General features: G+C 35.5%; 18 protein-coding genes. 12 read left to right on the top strand and 6 right to left on the bottom strand.

The genetic code is table 11. The features are described from left to right. From V7Z48_RS09730 to V7Z48_RS09765, 8 genes are all read left to right on the top strand, one after another. On the top strand, positions 1-962 hold a 962-nt coding region (locus tag V7Z48_RS09730), incomplete at its 5' end, for an OmpA family protein (protein WP_334113234.1). Positions 963-1,006: 44 nt separating this feature from the next. After that, positions 1,007-1,681, top strand: a complete 675-nt coding sequence (locus V7Z48_RS09735) for a hypothetical protein (RefSeq protein WP_334113236.1) — start codon at positions 1,007-1,009, stop codon at positions 1,679-1,681. Between the two features lie 3 nt (positions 1,682-1,684). After that, on the top strand, positions 1,685-3,295 hold the full coding sequence (locus V7Z48_RS09740) for a T9SS type A sorting domain-containing protein (RefSeq protein ID WP_334113237.1): 1,611 nt from the start codon (positions 1,685-1,687) through the stop codon (positions 3,293-3,295). 7 nt (positions 3,296-3,302) lie between these two features. Then, on the top strand, positions 3,303-4,007 hold the full coding sequence (locus tag V7Z48_RS09745) for a hypothetical protein (RefSeq protein WP_334113238.1): 705 nt from the start codon (positions 3,303-3,305) through the stop codon (positions 4,005-4,007). Positions 4,008-4,017: 10 nt separating this feature from the next. After that, the gene (locus V7Z48_RS09750; RefSeq protein WP_334113239.1) at positions 4,018-5,319 is read left to right on the top strand and encodes a hypothetical protein; all 1,302 of its coding nucleotides are present in this window, start codon (positions 4,018-4,020) and stop codon (positions 5,317-5,319) included. A 113-nt stretch (positions 5,320-5,432) separates the two neighbouring features. After that, positions 5,433-6,053, top strand: a complete 621-nt coding sequence (locus tag V7Z48_RS09755; RefSeq protein WP_334113240.1) for a response regulator transcription factor — start codon at positions 5,433-5,435, stop codon at positions 6,051-6,053. Between the two features lie 12 nt (positions 6,054-6,065). Next, entirely contained in the window at positions 6,066-7,949 is a 1,884-nt protein-coding gene (locus V7Z48_RS09760) for a tetratricopeptide repeat-containing sensor histidine kinase (RefSeq protein ID WP_334113241.1), read from the top strand. 74 nt (positions 7,950-8,023) lie between these two features. Beyond that, positions 8,024-8,509 (top strand): YheT family hydrolase, encoded by a 486-nt coding sequence (locus tag V7Z48_RS09765; protein ID WP_334113242.1) that lies wholly within the window; start codon positions 8,024-8,026, stop codon positions 8,507-8,509. Positions 8,510-8,981: 472 nt separating this feature from the next. On the opposite strand, the gene dnaK is transcribed toward V7Z48_RS09765, so the two are convergent. After that, positions 8,982-10,928 (bottom strand): molecular chaperone DnaK, encoded by a 1,947-nt coding sequence (gene dnaK, locus V7Z48_RS09770; protein ID WP_334113268.1) that lies wholly within the window; start codon positions 10,926-10,928, stop codon positions 8,982-8,984. Positions 10,929-11,154: 226 nt separating this feature from the next. On the opposite strand from dnaK, the gene V7Z48_RS09775 reads away from it, so the two are divergent. The 4 genes from V7Z48_RS09775 to V7Z48_RS09790 all read left to right on the top strand — a co-directional run bounded on the left by V7Z48_RS09775 (position 11,155) and on the right by V7Z48_RS09790 (position 14,826). Further along, a complete protein-coding gene (locus V7Z48_RS09775) occupies positions 11,155-11,670 on the top strand; it encodes a hypothetical protein (RefSeq protein WP_334113244.1) in 516 nt (171 codons plus the stop codon). A gap of 48 nt (positions 11,671-11,718) precedes the next feature. Continuing rightward, on the top strand, positions 11,719-13,143 hold the full coding sequence (locus V7Z48_RS09780; RefSeq protein WP_334113246.1) for an L-serine ammonia-lyase: 1,425 nt from the start codon (positions 11,719-11,721) through the stop codon (positions 13,141-13,143). 74 nt (positions 13,144-13,217) lie between these two features. Further along, a complete protein-coding gene (gene panB / locus V7Z48_RS09785) occupies positions 13,218-14,036 on the top strand; it encodes a 3-methyl-2-oxobutanoate hydroxymethyltransferase (protein WP_334113247.1) in 819 nt (272 codons plus the stop codon). A gap of 70 nt (positions 14,037-14,106) precedes the next feature. Then, complete coding sequence (locus tag V7Z48_RS09790) at positions 14,107-14,826, top strand: RluA family pseudouridine synthase (RefSeq protein WP_334113249.1); 720 nt, start codon at positions 14,107-14,109, stop codon at positions 14,824-14,826. Between the two features lies 1 nt (position 14,827). Here V7Z48_RS09790 and V7Z48_RS09795 read toward each other — a convergent pair whose 3' ends face one another. The 5 genes from V7Z48_RS09795 to pxpB form a co-directional block, all read right to left on the bottom strand. Beyond that, entirely contained in the window at positions 14,828-15,643 is an 816-nt protein-coding gene (locus V7Z48_RS09795) for a sensor histidine kinase (RefSeq protein ID WP_334113251.1), read from the bottom strand. A 141-nt stretch (positions 15,644-15,784) separates the two neighbouring features. Beyond that, complete coding sequence (locus V7Z48_RS09800) at positions 15,785-16,519, bottom strand: hypothetical protein (protein ID WP_334113252.1); 735 nt, start codon at positions 16,517-16,519, stop codon at positions 15,785-15,787. Positions 16,520-16,527: 8 nt separating this feature from the next. Then, positions 16,528-17,037, bottom strand: coding sequence for a hypothetical protein (locus tag V7Z48_RS09805; RefSeq protein ID WP_334113253.1), 510 nt, complete (start codon positions 17,035-17,037; stop codon positions 16,528-16,530). Positions 17,038-17,111: 74 nt separating this feature from the next. Continuing rightward, positions 17,112-17,966, bottom strand: coding sequence for a biotin-dependent carboxyltransferase family protein (locus tag V7Z48_RS09810; RefSeq protein ID WP_334113254.1), 855 nt, complete (start codon positions 17,964-17,966; stop codon positions 17,112-17,114). Next, entirely contained in the window at positions 17,947-18,681 is a 735-nt protein-coding gene (gene pxpB / locus V7Z48_RS09815; RefSeq protein WP_334113255.1) for a 5-oxoprolinase subunit PxpB, read from the bottom strand. The genes V7Z48_RS09810 and pxpB overlap by 20 nt, the downstream gene beginning before the upstream one ends.

Below are 18,681 nucleotides of genomic sequence, written 5' to 3' on the forward strand. Positions count from 1 at the left end.
GTTTAAACCAATGGAATAAAGTCACCTGGGATGAATGGGAAGAAAAACACAAAGGGTTAATTACCACTTCAAATGTGGCTCCCGGCAATTGGTATTATATGCCTAGAAAAGGAACTACACAACCTAAGGGTTTAAAAACCTTACCTAATCAATTTACTTTAGAATATGACTTTTTTGTCGATAATGAAGTATCAGAACACGAAGGAGGAATCATGAATATTATTGTGAAAGAAAAAGGGTTAAACATCAATGAATATAGTTATCATTTTGATCGATCACCTCAAATCATTATGGATTTGAAACCGAAAGATGATTTGCTATACTTAGCGGCATTTAGAGAGTATGGTTATACAGATGGAATTGAACAAAGCAACAGAATCTTTGAAGAAATTAAAGAAAATTACTGGAGACCCAATCAAGTACATCGGGTATCACTTTCTAGGAATGGAGCTCACTTAAAGATATATGTAAATCAAGATTTAATGATGGACTTACCAAATGCATTGCCTTTAAACGAAAGCTACACGCTGCTTTTATGTAATAATTTATGGGCAAGCGGCTACTATATCTCAAATGTAAGAGTTGCGACAGGCTTTCCCCAACCAACCAATGAATTTAAATCTAAAAAAACATTTATCACTCAAAGCATACATTTTGATGTGAATTCTGATGTGATTAAACCAAGTTCTTATCACGTCTTAAAAGAAATTGCTTCCTCCATTCAAAACCTAAATGGAAATATACTCATTGTGGGACATACTGATAATGATGGAAGTGCCCAGCACAATCTGGAGCTTTCTCAAAAAAGAGCTGCCTCTGTCAAACGAGCCTTAGTTAATGAATTTGGAATAGATGCCACCCGTTTAACTACCGATGGCAAAGGACTTTCAGAACCTTTAAATCGCAATAGTAATGCTTCAGAAAAAGCTTTGAACAGAAGAGTAGAATTTATTAATCTTTAAAAATTTAAAATATGAGAAAGTTATTCGCCCTATACATCCTTTGTATGCTTATGGTGTCATGTAATTCTGATACTAAAAAAGAAACTCATACCAACCAAGTAAATACCACCATAAATAAAGCTTTCAATAGCAAAAAAAATAATTGGAACGGCAAACTAGACGAACTCTTTACTCAAGAAATGGCTGCCCAGGCCCTGGGATATAGCATTGCAGATGCTAAAAAAGAGTATCGTCAAATTTTTGATAACCCCGACACTCATGATTTATCGTACATCTGGGAAATGGGCAGAGAAAAAGAAATGAATATTCCTCATGTTGGAAAAATGATGATGCCTACAGACGACCGTATAGATTTACAATGGGTCAAATCTACCACCCTTGAAGATTTCAAAAATAGCTATCGTACCCCAACTGCAGAAGAGCTTAAAAATGCAGAAAAAGCAATGCAAGAACGTGCAGCTCAATTACAAAAAGAAGGTAAACTAACACCAGAACAAGCAAAAATGGCAACCAATTTAGGTGGAACTCTGGGGAGTGATGTAAGTTATGATGAAGTAAAAAATGTGGGAGAATATGCCGTATGGAATAACAAAGACAAAAATATATCCGTCTTCTACAAAGGCTTACAGTTTCAATTGTATGTGGATGTGGGTGATGAAGCCACCAATAAATCTAAAGCCATCACATTGGCTCAAAAAATCATTAACGAAAAACTATAGATTATGAAAAAGTATGCTTTTATATTCATAATGACTTGTAATTTTCTAAATGCACAAGTTGAAGAATTTTTAGGTGCTGGTTATAGCTCACCTACCCTGGTAAATGATAAATTGGTATTTAGGCTATTTACTCCTGAATTTGGGACAGAACTTTGGGTAACAGATGGTACATCAGAAGGAACTCAGTTGTTGGTTGATATCAACCCTGGAACGGGGTCTTCGAATGTAAGTATCTCTCAAAGCTCTGTAATTGATGGTGTTCTTTATTTCAGAGCTGCTCACACACCTCATACTGTATGGAGAACTGACGGAACCCCTCAAGGAACTTTTCCGCACATAAACAATGTTCAAATTTTTGATCCAAATAGCTTTGTAAAATGCAATGAATTTATACTTTTTGCTTCAAAAATTGGCGGAAATGATAATCTGTGGCGTTTATGGCGAATGACAGAATTTGTGGATAGTGAACTTCCCATAATCAATACTTTTGATGGTAAAGTAATTAATAATGTAACGATAAACTCAATAATCTCGCTCAATGAAACAACAGTAATGTTTGGTGCAAATACCAACGAAGATGGCTGGGCTATTTTTGGAACAACTGGTGCAACGACCGATTTAATTATCGACTTGTATCAAGGAAATAATTCAACTTACAATAATTTCACACAAATTAACAGCCCAAAAAACATTGACGGTAAACTATATTTTACGGGATTTCAGGAAGCAACGGGCTTTGAGCCTTGGACATCAATGGGTTCGGCTTCAACAACCAATTTGTTGAAAGATATTTTAGTTTCTCCAACTGTAAATAGCACCTCCTCACCAATACATTGGACCAAAGCTGGAAATACCATCTACTTTTCTGCTTTTGATGGTATTAATGGAAGAGAGTTATGGAAAACAAATGGTTCTTCTTCTGGAACATTATTGGTTAAAGACATTCATCCGGGCAACAATTCAAACTTTGGACCATTTGCTTTGACTGAATTTAATAATCAATTATACTTTTTACAAAATAATGGTACCAATGGCACTCAAATATGGAAATCCAATGGAACAGAAGAGAGCACCACAATGGTTTCCAACACACAAATTATAAGTAGTGTTTCTAATCCATCATTTGACAAAGCTGACAATAAGCTGTTTTTTTCCGGATTTTCACCTCTTTACGGTAACGAATTGTTCATGATAGACCAAAATGACGAAATTACCTTAGTAGCCGATATCAATCCGGGAATCAATGGCTCAGACCCTGGATTTGTGATTGAATATAATGGCTACATTTATTTTCAAGCTCGTTTTGGCAATACATCAAATACCCTTCGAACTTATCGAATCGCTCTAAATACTTTGGATGTAAATAACAATGTATCCAAAAGTTTGAATTTAAAAATTCTCCCAAATCCAACATCAGATTATTTTACCGTAGTATCTGATTTTATGAATGATTTATCCATCGAAGTTTATTCACTATTGGGTCAAAAACAAAACATACCGCAAATGAATGACCACCGATATGATATTAGTCAATTGTCAAATGGTGTCTATTTGGTGAAAATAATTGATCAAAAATCAAATTCGATATTAACAAAAAAAATCATTAAACAATAAACTTTATATGTTGAAACTTTTTCATTTATCTTGTTGTGTTTTGCTCAGCGCTTGCCAGATTAGCAATGATAAAGAGCAGGTCAATCAATTCGCTGTTCTTCGTGAAAATAGAGATTCTGAAACACCACAAGACAGTGTATATAGTTTTCAAAAAGCCCTCGTATATCAGTATTCAACTTCAATGGAAACAGGTCAACTTTGGTTTTTTGTCAATGAAACAAATGGCCAAATACTATATCAACCCAATGACGACATGATAGAAGCAGTGATTTCCTTTCCCAATGGGAAATACCATGTATTTGGGAAAGATGAACAGGGAAAAAATTTCTTTCTTAGTCAAGAGGTAAAAGCAATCAATAAGGAAATTGAAGATCAACCTTTTTTGACATCCTTAAAAAATATCAAGACCTTAGATCAAAGCCATATTGGTATCAAGCCTATCTTATCAAAAGGATATATTCTGCAACATGAAAATACGAATGAAAAAGAAAAAATCTACAGCACCAATCAAATTCCAATAAATGCCAAGCAAATTTATGGTTTTGCAGCTTTGGAAGGAGATGCAAAGCTACCCCATGACATCAATTTTCTCAATGTTCTCAAATCAAATGAATTGATTACTCATATAGAAAGTGATTATTTACAACTCGAGTTGCTTGATTATGGTGAAAATCCATTTTATTTTTCTTTAAAACCAATAGAACAACATTAAATTCTTACATATGAAAACCAAAAAAAGATTTTTTTTAGTTGTAAGTTTTATCATAACACTTACTAACTCTTCTTGGGCGCAAACTAAAGTAGAAGTATTGCCAAAGGACAAAAAACCGACCCCGGTGCAAACCTTGCCAGAGGATAAAAAACCGACTGTAGTTGAAGCTTTGCCAGAAGAAACAATTACTCCCATTCCGATTTTGGCAGATGAGCCAGATCTCGATGATTTGCTAGACATAAATTTCCCAAATACAAGCAGACCTAGCATACCCAATGCGGGCATGAATGCGCAAAATGAGCCTGATTTATTAGGTAGTTTTCAATTTGACCGAAAAATTACATACACCATGAATTCGATGGAAGGCAATGTAGTGAGCCATTTTTATTTTGACACAAAAAGTGGTACTAGTTACAAAGACCCTGCTGCTTTACAAGACATGATGGAAGAAAAAATGGAAATGGAAATGCATCAAATTTTCACTTCCAATGGTGTATTTTTTCAATACAAAAAATCTCCAGAGATGGGTAACATAGCTACCAAAATGGATATGACTGATGGTGATTATCTCTTAATGGATTTAAAAACGCTCAATGGCAGTAAAGAGTTTTTTAAAAATTTTAAACCTACCGGTATAAAAAAACCAGGAAATTCAAGTTATAATATTCCACATTCCTTGGAATATGCAGGTTTTGTGGACGGTAAAAAATACACTATCTACCTAGCTGATGCAGGTGAAGTTATGCTTCATACTGGTTTTACTTACGCACTAACGGGCTATGCCGGATTAGGTTATTTTGCAAGTCCTTCAAAAAGAACCTACATGGTAGTTGGTTTTTATGGAGAAGGAACACGGATTTATATGGAACGAATGGAAAAAGTAAAAAAATCATTTTCAGCTAAAGGATATCAACCCATTGGAGACATGATGGCGGGAATTCAAGGGGGTACTCCAAACATGCATCAATTTGAACAAACCAACAACATGGCGGATTTAGCTAATACCGACCTTACAGGAATACCTTCCAATGCAGATTTATTTGACATGGCTATAAAAGGTCTTGAGCAAAGTGTATTTGAAACTGACAGACAAATTACGGAAGCCCAAAATCAAAATAATAATCGTGTTGTAAATAGTTTGAAATGCAATAAAGACTGTGCTTTAAGACAGCTCAATCTTTATAAAAGGCTAAAAAGTGAAAATGAAGTAATTTATAATCGATACGCAAATGATGAAGACAAGCGTGACGAAGAAATTAATAAACTCATGGAAAGATTAATAAAAAACACTTTGCCCTGTAATTGTAATTAAATGTAAAATATGTAAAAACCGATCTCTTGAAATAAAAAAACACTCATTATAAAATAAGGTATAAAAATAAAAGTCAAAATTGCTATTTTTAACAACTACTTAGAAAAGAAGTTATGAAGGTTATTTTGGCAGACGATCATTACTTGGTTCTTGATGGACTGAAGTTACTAATATCCACATTAGGGTATGTGAACTCTATATCTATTGCGTCAAATTATTTTGAAATGACTGAATTATTAAAAGCTAATGAGTTTCAACTTGCCTTTTTAGATATTCATTTTGGTAAGCACGATGGCAGAGTCATTGTAAAAGAATTAAAATCCAACTACCCCAATATGAAGGTTATGGCACTTACTAGCTATAGCGACTCCGCAACAATTAAAACAGCTATTAATGCAGGATTTGATGGCTATTTGTTAAAAATAGACGGTAGAGAGCAAATAGATATAGCCATCCAATGTGTAATGAAAGGTGAAAAATATTTTAGCCGCAAGGTGCAACAAGTATATTTTGAGCATAGTATCAACACAAAAAAAATTGAACTAACAGAACGAGAGAAGGAGATATTAAACTTAATTGTTGCAGAAAAAACGACAAAAGAAATAGCCAACACTTTATGTGTGTCCGAAAAAACCATTGAAGCCCATAGAGGTAATATCATGTTAAAACTAGAAGTAAGAAATATTGCAGGTATGGTAAGAAAGGCCGTTTTAATGGGAATCGTAAATGTTTAATTTTTGTCATCAATGAAACTCAAAGTCCTATTCTTCATTGTAAGTTCATCAGTAATTTGTCATTTGACCAATGCTCAAGATTACTTTAACTTAATTCCAGAAGACATATTAAACACCCTAAAAGAGGCTTCAAAATGTGCCGAAAACCGTGATAATGATTGTCACAAACAGTACCACCATGCTTTAAATTTGGCCAAAGCTCAAAATGGATGCACTGGTTGCGTTACTGTTGAAATGGCAAGGCATTACATTAATGAAGGTCTACTAGATTCAGCTTCACATTATCTTAATAAAACCAACAAATACGTTGAAGGTATTAAAAATAAAACACCCGATATTTTGGCATTACATGCCGAATATTACACTCTTGTAGCCATGCAACACTACATACGGGGTAACATGACTAGCGCCATGGGAAATCTATTAATTTGCGCGCAACTTCGAGAGGAATTCGGCAATTTTAGAAATAGTGCTTATGTAAAAATGAATGTTGCAAATATTTATCAATCTTTGGGAAACTATGAAGTAGCATTGAATTATAACATGGAGGCTGAGACTGTATTGAAAGATTATAAAGACCATCGTTATGCGTCACTTGCTGGTAATATTGCCACCTTGTACTATGATTTAGAACAAAATGATTCGGCATTGGTTTGGGGTAAAAAAGCCATTAGACTAGGGGAAGAATTTGAGGCCATTAATCCAAAAATTTACGGTAATTACGTCATTGCTTCGGTATTAGAAAACAGAAAAAATGACAGCGCGTTTTTTTACATTGAAAATGCTATTTCCCTTTCAAAAAAAGCACAATCAACCAGAATGTTGGCAGCATCCTTATCAGTATATGGTCAAATATTACAGGACCATAATAGGAACGAGGAAGCCTTACAATATTTTGAAGAAGCCTTATCTATTTATAATGATCTTGAAGAATATTTAGAGGCGGTTAATTTATACAAGATTATTGGAGAAACTTTGAAAGCATTAGCCAATTATGAAAAGTCTAGTGAGTACTTTCAACAATACATCAAGTTAAAAGATTCATTACTTTCAGAAGAAAATAGAACTATAACTCAAGAACTTAACACCCGTTATGAAACCGAAAAAAAAGAACGTCTAATAGCGGAAAAACAGCTCAACCTTGAAAAGCAAGAAAACAAAACTAAAAACATCTTATTTTCGGGAATAATATTAATATTAATAATCTTAGGTTTATTTACTTACGTTAGGATCAAACAAAAAAACAAACTCAAACAACTAGAACAGGAAAAGCAAAACGCCGTATTAAATTCTTTTATCAATGGAGAAGAACGTGAACGAGTGAGAATTTCTCAAGAGTTACATGATGGTCTTGCAGCTTTACTGAGTGCCGCTAAAATGAGTTTAGAAGCGATCCCGCACTTAGATGAAACAGCCAAAGCACAGCAAATTGATAAAACCAAAACTATCTTAACCAACACCCATGAGGAAATTAGGCAAATAGCGCACAATCTGATGCCTTTTACACTTGAAAAAGATGGATTAATAGCTGCTACCCAACAATTTGTAACAGACCTTAATAATACAGGAATCATTCAACTTGAATTTAATAATCAAACTTCAAAAACCCCTGAACTTCAGTCGCAAATTCAATTAATGTTATACAGAATTATTCAGGAGTTGGTGAACAACATTATCAAACATTCGCAGGCAACTAAGGCCACGGTAACTTTTAGTCATGACCCTGATAACAAACTAATAATTGAGGTTACCGATAATGGCGTAGGCTTTGACAATGAGACCAATATAAGTCATCAGGGTTTATACAGTATCGAACAGCGCTTAAAGGCTATTGGAGGTAGTTTTATTTTAAAGAGAAATAAAAGCACTGGTATGCAAGCTATTGCGAAAGTTTAATATTGTTTTTTAAAACTTTTAATTCTTTAGCAAAAGGATTTTTACAATTATCTTTGTGGTTTAAATCAAGGTAAATGCCAGTAGTAACTTCTCAATACAAACCACCTATATTGTCCAAAAAAGGATTTGTGTCTACAGTATATGCTGGTTTGTTTAGAACGGTGAAAGGCGTAGTCCAGCAGCGTGAGCGCATCAATTTGTCAGATGGGGATTTTTTGGATTTAGATTGGAGTTTTTCAGCAGAAAAATCCAGCAAACTCATCATCGTCCTACACGGTTTGGAAGGCAATGCTCAAAGACCTTATATGGTTGGAACAGCTAAAGTATTTAATGCTAACGGATTTGACGCTGCATGTGTTAACTATAGAGGTTGTAGCGGCGAAGAGAATCTCTTATACAGCAGCTATCATTCTGGCGCTACAGAAGATTTAGAAGCGGTTGTTAATCATGTACTAGAAAATAAAAATTACACCGAAATATATGTTAAAGTATTAAGTGTGGGCGGTAATTTATTGCTGAAAAACCTAGGAGAACGCCAAAATGTGGTTATTTCGGGGTGACCATGCCTGCGATTTCGGTTCAAATGGTGCCACTTTAAAAGATACTGCAATGATATAAAATTTATTTGTCACTCTGTTTTTAAAACCCCTTTTCTTAAAGATTCATCTTTAAGATCTATCCTGTGTGAGGAGTTTACAACTCTATCCAAAATAGCTTTTGCAATGGTTCATTTCACTACGATATCATACCAAAGGGATATTGGGATTTGTTAGGATACTGTAGTCGATGTTTTGTCGTACCAATCAACAATAATATTCATTGGAGTCTCTCTCGAATAATTATTAAAGGCTTATTTATTGGCGAAGGTTTTAAATTCGTTAATTTAGAAGTAGAGGCATAAAAAAACGCAACCAAATTAATGATTGCGCTTTTTTCGTGTATAATGATAATTGTAAATTCTAATGAGATCCTTCGCAAGCTCAGGATAAATGACTCACACAACCTAAACTCAAGTTGGGATTGGTTCGCTACTTACTTCACTTCTTCAAAATCTACGTCTTCAACATCGCTACTTTCGCCTTTAGATGCTCCGTTTTGAGAAGCATCTGGTCCAGCTGCGCCGCCACCTTGCTGCGCTTCGGCTTGGGCTTTGTACATTTCTTCGCTGGCAACTTTCCAAGCTTCATTGATTTTCTCTAAGGCTGGATCAATTACTGCAATGTCTTTAGTTTCGTAAGCTTTTTTAAGCGCTTCTAAAGCATCTTCGATTGGTTTCTTTTTATCAGCAGATAATTTATCACCAAATTCTTTCAACTGACTTTCAGTTTGGAAAATCATGGCATCGGCACTATTCAATTTGTCTACCTTTTCTTTGGCAACTTTATCGGCCTCTGCATTGGCTTCTGCTTCTGCTTTCATCTTTTTGATTTCTTCCTCAGTTAATCCTGAAGAGGCTTCAATTCTGATGTCTTGCGTTTTATTAGTCGCTTTATCGGTAGCGGAAACTTTAATAATTCCATTGGCATCGATATCAAAAGTAACTTCAATTTGAGGTGTTCCTCGTCGTGCTGGTGGAATACCATCTAAATGGAAACGACCTATGGTTTTGTTATCGGCAGCCATCGGACGCTCACCTTGCAATACGTGAATTTCTACGGAAGGCTGATTGTCGGCTGCTGTTGAAAATACTTGAGATTTTTTAGTTGGAATCGTGGTATTGGCCTCAATTAATTTGGTCATTACACTTCCCATAGTTTCAATACCTAATGATAATGGTGTTACATCTAATAACAATACATCTTTAACATCGCCAGTTAAAACACCACCTTGAATGGCAGCACCTACGGCTACTACTTCGTCTGGATTAACACCTTTATTTGGTTTTTTTCCAAAGAATTTTTCAACTTCTTCTTGAACCGCTGGAATTCTTGTAGAACCACCAACTAAAATAATTTCGTCTATATCACTTTTAGATAAGCCTGCCGCTTTTAAAGCATTGGCACATGGCTCAATAGTTCTTTTAACTAAATCGTCTATTAATTGCTCAAATTTAGCTCTTGATAAACTTCTTACCAAGTGTTTTGGTCCACTAGCTGTAGCAGTTACATACGGTAAATTTATTTCGGTTTGAGCCGAAGATGACAATTCAATTTTAGCTTTTTCAGCGGCTTCTTTTAAACGTTGTAATGCCATAGCATCTTTACGTAAATCGATACCTTCTTCTTTATTGAATTCATCAGCTAACCAATCAATGATTTTTTGATCTACATCATCACCACCTAAATGGGTATCTCCATCGGTTGATAATACTTCAAAAACACCATCGCCTAATTCAAGGATGGAAACGTCATGCGTTCCACCACCAAAATCAAACACAACTATTTTTTGGTCTTTTCCTCTTTTGTCTAAACCGTAAGCTAGAGCAGCTGCGGTAGGCTCGTTAATAATACGTCTTACTTTTAATCCTGCAATTTCACCAGCTTCTTTAGTAGCTTGACGTTGCGCATCGTTAAAATAAGCAGGTACTGTTATCACCGCTTCTGTGACTTCTTGATCTAAAAATTCTTCGGCTGTTTTTTTCATTTTCTGAAGAATCATTGCCGATAATTCTTGAGGTGTGTACAAACGACCATCAATATCAACACGTGGCGTATCGTTATCACCTTTAATTACTTTATAAGGTACGCGTTCTGCTTCTTTTTGAGATTCAGAATATTTATTACCCATAAAACGCTTAATTGAATAAACTGTTTTAGTTGGGTTAGTGACTGCCTGACGCTTTGCAGGATCGCCAACTTTAATTTCACCACCGTCAACAAATGCTATTACCGATGGAGTGGTGCGACGTCCTTCTGCATTTGTAATAACAACCGGTTCGTTACCTTCCATTACTGAAACGCATGAGTTGGTCGTTCCTAAATCAATTCCTATAATCTTACTCATAATACTTTTTTTATTCGTTTTGTTATGTTGTACAATTTTGTTACGCTTGCTTAAAGTCAAGTATTATGCCATGACAAAAAATATGACAGGATGTCATTATTGCAATCTTTAATGTTTTATTAAATAAGCGTTCAGAATAATATATCCTTCTATCTTTGTAATACTAAAACGATTTCGTATCAGAGATTTCGTTTTGTAAGTATTAAATCAAATATGTTTAACAAAGAGATTTCGATAAAAAGTCTCAAAAAAATAAAATATTATGAAAAAGATTTATTTCCTATTAGTAACCGTATTAAGTATTGCATTTATTTCTTGTACAGGTGATTCAGGACCTCCAGGACCTCCAGGGCCTCCTGGAAATGATGGCGAAATTATTGCAGCACAAGCCTTTGAAATTGAGTTAGACTTTCTCGCTGCAGAGAATTTTGAGTTTATTGAACCATACGGTTTTGATGTATTACCGACCGATGTAACCCTAGTTTTTATTTTATGGGAAGTGGATAATGGTACTGAAATATGGCGCATTCTACCACAAAGTGTTGAATTTCCTGATGGGTCGCTCGTTTATAATTACGATTTTACCCAAGTAGATGTGCGGTTTTTTCTAGATGGTACCACAGACTTTAATGCCTTGGAGCCCATCTGGACTCAAAATCAAGTATTTCGTGTAGTAGTGGTTCCAGCAGACAATGTAGGTAGACAAAATCTAACCGACTTGGAAGCGATTATGGAAATTTACAACATCCAAAATTTTGAAAAACGTGATCGTACATAAAACAGATTTTTCAATTTAATCATCTAACTAACATCAATCATCATATAAATGGAGTGTATTTCAGTTTTTGATATGCTTAAAATAGGCGTGGGTCCATCTAGCTCCCATACTTTAGGACCGTGGCGTGCTGCCGAACGTTGGATAAAAGAATTAAAAGTTTCAGGCCATTTCGATAAAGTGGAAAACATAAAAGTCGATTTATTCGGCTCATTATCCCTTACTGGAAAAGGTCATGCAACCGATTATGCAGTTATGTTGGGTTTGAGTGGCGCCAATCCTGAAACCATTCCAACAGAAAGTATAGAACAAACAATCATTGATATCAAATCCACTGGTTTGCTCATGTTTAATAATGAACGCGCGCTACCTTTTTCATTTAAAGACGACATCGTTTTTAACCGAAAGTTTCTGCCTTTTCATGCGAATGGAATGATTTTTTCTGCCACCATCAACGGTAGAAAACGAAAATCCACCTTCTATTCTATTGGCGGTGGTTTCGTGGTAAAAGAAGAACGACAAAACTCGAAGGCAAACAAAATCATATTCTATTGCACGTTTCCATATCCGGTTGAAAATGGCGTGAAACTCCTTGAGTTTTGTAAACAACTCAATTTGCCAGTTTCGGGTGTGGTTTTAGAAAATGAAAAGTCTATAAGAGACGAAGAAACCATCGATTTCGAACTAAAACGTATTTGGAGTACCATGCTGGAATGCATGTGTATCGGTTGTCATACCGAAGGTAATTTACCAGGTGGTTTAAATGTAAGACGTCGCGCTTTTGATATGCATAAAACCTTGAAAGATGAGGTGCCCTATAGCAATCCACAAGAATGGATGGCATCTATAAGGAATACCGAAGTCAAATTCAGGCAAATTCTCCAATGGGTGAGTTGTTTTGCATTGAGTGTGAATGAAGTAAATGCTGCCCTTGGCCGTGTTTTAACGGCACCAACCAACGGAAGTGCTGGGGTAATTCCAGCGGTACTGATGTATTATATGGTGATAGAAAATCATGAAGCCGATTTTCAGCACATCAAAAAGTTCTTATTAGTTGCAGGCGAAATAGGAAGTATATTTAAAAAAGGAGCTACCATTTCGGCGGCCATGGGCGGTTGTCAGGCAGAAATTGGCGTGTCGTCAGCCATGGCTGCTGCTGCACTTTGCGAATTGCTAGGCGGAACCCCAGAACAGGTATTGGTAGCCGCAGAAATTGCGATGGAACACCATCTTGGTTTGACCTGCGACCCAATTCGTGGATTGGTGCAAATTCCTTGTATTGAACGCAATTCTATGGGGGCAATTAAGGCAATTAACGCGGCCGAATTAGCACTTAGTACTGACCCAAAAAATGTAAAGGTTCCTTTGGATAGTGTTGTAAACACCATGTGGGAAACTGCCAAAGATATGAACTCGAAATACAAAGAAACCAGCGAAGGTGGTCTGGCTGTGAGGGTGAATTTAACGGATTGCTAGATGTTCACTTATAACCTCTAATATCTAACTTCTAATATATAATTTTTACTTTTACACAAATTAATTCATTTTCTATGTCGATAGCCAAAAAAGATTACAAACGCATTACCGTCAAAACCTTGGTGGATATGAAAGCCAAAGGTGAAAAAATATCCATGCTCACGGCCTATGACTACACCATGGCAAAAATTGTAGATGGCGCTGGGATTGACGTAATTTTAGTAGGTGATTCTGCAAGTAATGTGATGGCCGGCCACGAAACAACACTGCCCATTACCTTAGACCAAATGATTTATCATGCATCTGGCGTGGTGCGCGCTATTGAACGGTCTTTAGTGGTGGTCGATTTACCTTTCGGAAGTTACCAAAGCGACCCTAAAGAGGCCTTGCGTTCTGCAATAAGAATCATGAAAGAAAGCGGTGGGCATGCCGTAAAACTTGAAGGTGGTTATGAAATTAAAGAATCTATCAAAAGAATTTTGAATGCAGGCATTCCTGTAATGGGACATCTTGGCTTAACGCCTCAGTCTATATACAAATTCGGAACTTACACCGTTCGGGCCAAGGAAGAAGAAGAAGCGCAACAACTCATCGAAAATGCTAAAATGCTCGAAAAAATTGGCTGTTTCGCTATTGTGCTTGAAAAAATTCCTGCCAAACTTGCCAAAGAAGTTGCAGACCAACTTAGTATTCCTATCATTGGGATAGGCGCGGGAAGTGGCGTGGATGGTCAGGTGTTGGTATTACACGATATGCTGGGCATGACCCATGAGTTTAATCCACGATTTTTACGTCGTTATATGAATTTGTTCGATGATATGACTAAAGCTATCTCAAGCTATGTGGCGGATGTTAAATCGGTGGAATTTCCTAACGAAAGTGAGCAATATTAGGCTTTTTATCTTTCGAAAATACAATACTTAATACGCTTAACTAAATTCAATAAAGTAAGAAACATAACTCGTGGCCAATAAACCTGATAAAATCCTTTCCCATAAAGACAATCTTCAAGTGTTGTTTGAAGATAATCATGTGATTATTGTAAACAAAAGGGCAGGAGATATTGTTCAAGGCGATAAAACAGGCGATGTTCCTTTGAGTGAGGTTGTAAAAGCCTATATTAAAGAAAAAGATAACAAACCAGGTAATGTATACTTGGGCGTGGTACATCGCTTAGACCGACCAACTACTGGGATTGTTGTGTTTGCTAAAACCAGCAAAGCTTTACCGCGGCTCAACAAGATTTTTGCTGAAAAAACCGCACAAAAAACCTACTGGGCAGTAGTAAAAAATATACCACCGAAAACGGAAGACACTTTAGTACATTGGCTCAGAAAAAATCCTAAAAACAATAAATCTACGGCTTATTTAAAAGAAGTTCCCAATAGTAAAAAGGCTGTGCTTCATTATAAGTTGCTTAAAAAACTCGATAATTATTATCTATTGGAAATAGCTTTAGAAACAGGACGACACCACCAAATCCGCGTGCAATTGGCTAGTATTGGATGCCTTATTAAAGGCGATTTAAAATATGGTGCTGACCGAAGTAATCTGGATGTCAGTATTCATCTTCACGCCAGGCAATTGACGTTTACACATCCTGTAAGTTCAGAAACCATTGATGTAGTTGCTCCATTGCCAAATCATGACGCTATTTGGAATGCATGTGAAGCTGAATGTTAGGTTACAAAGGATATTCAATCCTTAAGTTTACACCTTCATCAGGTTTTGAATCAATATTGAATTGTGCACCAATAAGTTCAGCTCTACTTTTCATATTAATTAGTCCAGAACCTTTTTCGGCAGATGCCACATCAAAGCCAACCCCATCATCTGATGCTTCGATAATCAATAATTTCGGCTCGTAATTCAATTGGACTTTTAAATGATTGGCTTCTGAATATTTTACAGAGTTAGAGAAAAACTCCTGAAGGATTCTGAAAATTATAATTTCATGCTTTTTATTTGGCATTTCTACTTGATCACCTTTAATATGTAATTCGGCCGATGCGAATTTCAAACGCTTTAATCTACTGAGCTCGTTGCTGATAGATTGCTCCAATCCTATATTTAAAATCACTTCGTTATTGAGTGATTTAGAAAGCATTCTTACTCCCTTTAAACTATCTTTTATAACATTGGAGGTGTCGTTCACCTTTCCTTTAAAATCTTCGCCTACCAGACTAGATAACATGTTCAGTTGCATGGAAGCATAGGCTAAAAGCTGTCCAATATTATCGTGCAATTCCCAAGCTATGTGTTTTAAGGTTTGCTCTTGTATTTCGCTTTGGGTGCGCGATAGTTCTTCTTCAAAGGCTTGTTGTTGTTTGAATTTTTCAATCAGCAGTTTGTTTTTTCGCTTCTGAAAGACCACAAAAAAAACAATCACTAAGGTGGTTACAATTAATAATACCACAATCATATACACCAATAAATAGCGTTCTGCAGCCGTTGATACAGCGCGTTCTTGAAGTGATAATATGTTTAAAAAGTTAATCATTTTCAGGTTTACAATAAATTTAGTTAAAGGTAAAATTTAAATACATCAATAGCTTTGTGAATAAACGAATCTATGTTTTTACAAACTAGTCCTTTACCAAATGATTGATTTTTGTAATCCATTTTAATCGATTTTCAAGCATTAATCTAAGTTAGATTCTAAATCAAAATTAGGATTACACCATGCCAAGGCCAACGAAAACATACCATACATAAATAGATTTGAAAAGAAATAAATGTAATGTCTTAAAAAGACAAAATTCCAATCGGCGCTATTAAAATATAAATCATAGAATGTTAAAGGTGTTATAATTAAAAACCATATAAATAGTGTGGAACTTGCAATAGAGTTAAATGAATACAAAAAATTTAATATTTTATCACTTTGTAAAATCTCAATAAAATAAAATACAATGCAGGTTATGATTACTAAGCTTCCAAAAACTAAATTTACAGACATAATTGATTGAAATAAACTATGAACGTCGACAATAATGCGGAGGATAAAGGTTAAAATGACTAAGCCACACAGACCCATTATCACCTTCTTATATAAGGTCGATTTGAGTAGTTTGGAAAAATAAGCTGAGAGAAATACAGCACTTCCTAAAACCCAGAATATATTGTACCACCAAAAGTTCCGTTCAATGAGTGTTCCTTTTAATGCATCTCTTATAAAGTTTAAACGTTCGTATCGATAAATGTACCAAGTGTAGTCTCCAAAAACATCTACAAAAGCTACATAAATCATGTAATAAATAAAGTAACGTACTACAGTATGCTTGTATTTTCTATAGAAAAATATAGCAAATAGGGCAGAAATTATAATTGTTACATCACTTAATTCGATAAAATATTTGGAAATTATATCATTCACATCAGATATTATTGTGGATAATTAGCTCCAGGTGGGACGCCATTACCTCCCATATTCAAGCCATCTCCACCAGAAATATCACCACCTCTTTGAATGGCAGTTTTTGAAAGTGCTGTGCCAGCTTCGGAGGTTATTTGATATCCTGTTGGAATAAAAAACATCGTAGTATAACCCACTTGGTCTCTTACTTCGGGATACGCTCCTAAATAAACACGAACGCCATCCATGGTATAGCCTAAATCTTTGGCTTGTTTTTCGGCATAATTTAAATAATTGCGCATATCTTCAAGCGCATACCACGACGAGCGGTTGTCTGGACGCTTTACAATGGAATCGCTAATTAACTGGTGTCTTGAATTAAAGGCTTGATCCATCGTTTTGGCTTCACTAGGGGTAATTAAACCATTGGGCTTGATGATTTCTTCTTCTATTAGTGATGAGTCATTCATGCAACAAAAAAAATAAACCGCCAAGGCGCCAATTAATAGTCCTATGATAAATAAGGAAAGGTTCTTCATAATCAGTGTTTTTTAGATGCTTCTAAATTATGTAAAAATTATATGTTTCCTATAATTGTAGGAATTATTTTATTTTAATCCAGACTACTAAACTGAACCGCATCCTTAACTTTTTTTTGTGATAACAGGTTAATGGCTGATTCTGACAGTTGTAAAATCCTTGGGTATCCGCCAGTTGTTTGCGCATCGCGCATTAATATAATTAAATTGCCATTAGGAGTTAATTGAACCGTTCCTGGTAAAACAGCCGATGTAATGATAGGTGAAAGCGAATTTTCCAAAGTCTCGTTGAGCTGATACGCCATACGGTTATTAAATTTAGAAATGCTAAAGTTCTGATTAAAAAGCCTTTCTTGTTGCTCTTGTTCTAGCATGTCGAACTCTGGACCTTGATAAACCGCGAGTTCTGATGCTTCAAAATTATTGGGTTTAAGTTTGGCGTAGTCGTCTAAAAAATGGGAGGTACTGGGCGTAAATTTGATTACATCACCTTTTTTTAAAACTGAATTTGATGTTATAGAATGGTAAAAACTTCTGCTAGACAGTATTTTGTCGGTTTTAAAACCACCTAAAACTGCTAAATAAGTTCTACAGCCCATTATCGCGGGTCCAAATGTTAACAAATCCGAAGACTCAATTTTAATTCTTTTATTAAGCTGAATTGATATACCATTTAAGCATGCCGACATATCAGCACCAGAAATACAAATAACCGTTTCAGCTAGAAATTTAAGATGCATTCCTATCAGGGTCATTTCAATTACAGCAGCATTCGCATTGTTTCCTAAAATGGTATTGGCCATGAGTGCCGATGCGGCATCCATAGCACCACTTTCTGGTACGCCAAGATGTCCACAACCCAATCGTCCTGAATCCTGAATAGTGGAGAGTAACCCTTGTTTTAAAACTTTAACCATGATGCGTTTCAAATTCTAAATTATAGCTACCTTTTTTTAGTTGGTTTTCAATTTCAAGGTGTCTTATTTTTGAAATGAAATAGAATTTAAGGTAATCGCCCGGTTTTGCAAAACAAGGTTCCTCTTGATTAACATTAAAAAAATTTAAGGGTGAATTACCTATCACATACCAACCACCAGGACTATCCATGGGGTAGATCCCAGTTTGCATTCCTCCTATGGCAACCGACCCTTTCTTAACGGTCATTTCTGGGGTGCTTTTTCTTGGAATTTCTAAGGATGAATCAAGACCACTTAAGTACAAAAATCCGGGTAAAAAACCGATGAAATTCACTAAGTATTTTGGCTTTGTATGACGTTCAATAATGACTTCAATTGTTATATTTTTAAGCTTCGAAAACATTGTTAAATCTGGAGCGAATTCCGGCTCATAACACACAGGAATGTGCCAGAGCTTAAAATCGGTATTCTGGGACTTTGAACAAGCGGAATAGCGTCTTTTTAAGTAAGAAATTTCGTTATTGATGTTTTCAATAGTAGTTATATATTTTATTGTTAACGAACAATATGCATTAATTATCTCAACAATTAGTTTAGGTTTGTTTTTTGTGAGCTCATTTTTGAAATTAAGCACATCTTTTTGAATGAATTCGTCAATTTTTTGTGGCCATTCCACTAAAATAGAACGTTCGCCAAAAGCTTTATATGTGAGATTAAAGGCGCCCAA

The organism is Paucihalobacter sp., from assembly GCF_036825875.1.
Lineage (GTDB): Bacteria > Bacteroidota > Bacteroidia > Flavobacteriales > Flavobacteriaceae > Paucihalobacter.

Bases quoted from the DNA above. Each gene is read 5' to 3' on its own strand.
- V7Z48_RS09780 (WP_334113246.1), top strand. From the start codon at position 11,719: ATGGAGTGTATTTCAGTTTTTGATATGCTTAAAATAGGCGTGGGTCCA.
- V7Z48_RS09775 (WP_334113244.1), top strand. From the start codon at position 11,155: ATGAAAAAGATTTATTTCCTATTAGTAACCGTATTAAGTATTGCATTT.
- V7Z48_RS09745 (WP_334113238.1), top strand. From the start codon at position 3,303: ATGTTGAAACTTTTTCATTTATCTTGTTGTGTTTTGCTCAGCGCTTGC.
- V7Z48_RS09740 (WP_334113237.1), top strand. From the start codon at position 1,685: ATGAAAAAGTATGCTTTTATATTCATAATGACTTGTAATTTTCTAAAT.
- V7Z48_RS09750 (WP_334113239.1), top strand. From the start codon at position 4,018: ATGAAAACCAAAAAAAGATTTTTTTTAGTTGTAAGTTTTATCATAACA.
- panB (WP_334113247.1), top strand. From the start codon at position 13,218: ATGTCGATAGCCAAAAAAGATTACAAACGCATTACCGTCAAAACCTTG.
- V7Z48_RS09805 (WP_334113253.1), bottom strand. From the start codon at position 17,037: ATGAAGAACCTTTCCTTATTTATCATAGGACTATTAATTGGCGCCTTG.
- V7Z48_RS09795 (WP_334113251.1), bottom strand. From the start codon at position 15,643: ATGATTAACTTTTTAAACATATTATCACTTCAAGAACGCGCTGTATCA.
- V7Z48_RS09755 (WP_334113240.1), top strand. From the start codon at position 5,433: ATGAAGGTTATTTTGGCAGACGATCATTACTTGGTTCTTGATGGACTG.
- V7Z48_RS09765 (WP_334113242.1), top strand. From the start codon at position 8,024: ATGCCAGTAGTAACTTCTCAATACAAACCACCTATATTGTCCAAAAAA.
- V7Z48_RS09735 (WP_334113236.1), top strand. From the start codon at position 1,007: ATGCTTATGGTGTCATGTAATTCTGATACTAAAAAAGAAACTCATACC.
- V7Z48_RS09760 (WP_334113241.1), top strand. From the start codon at position 6,066: ATGAAACTCAAAGTCCTATTCTTCATTGTAAGTTCATCAGTAATTTGT.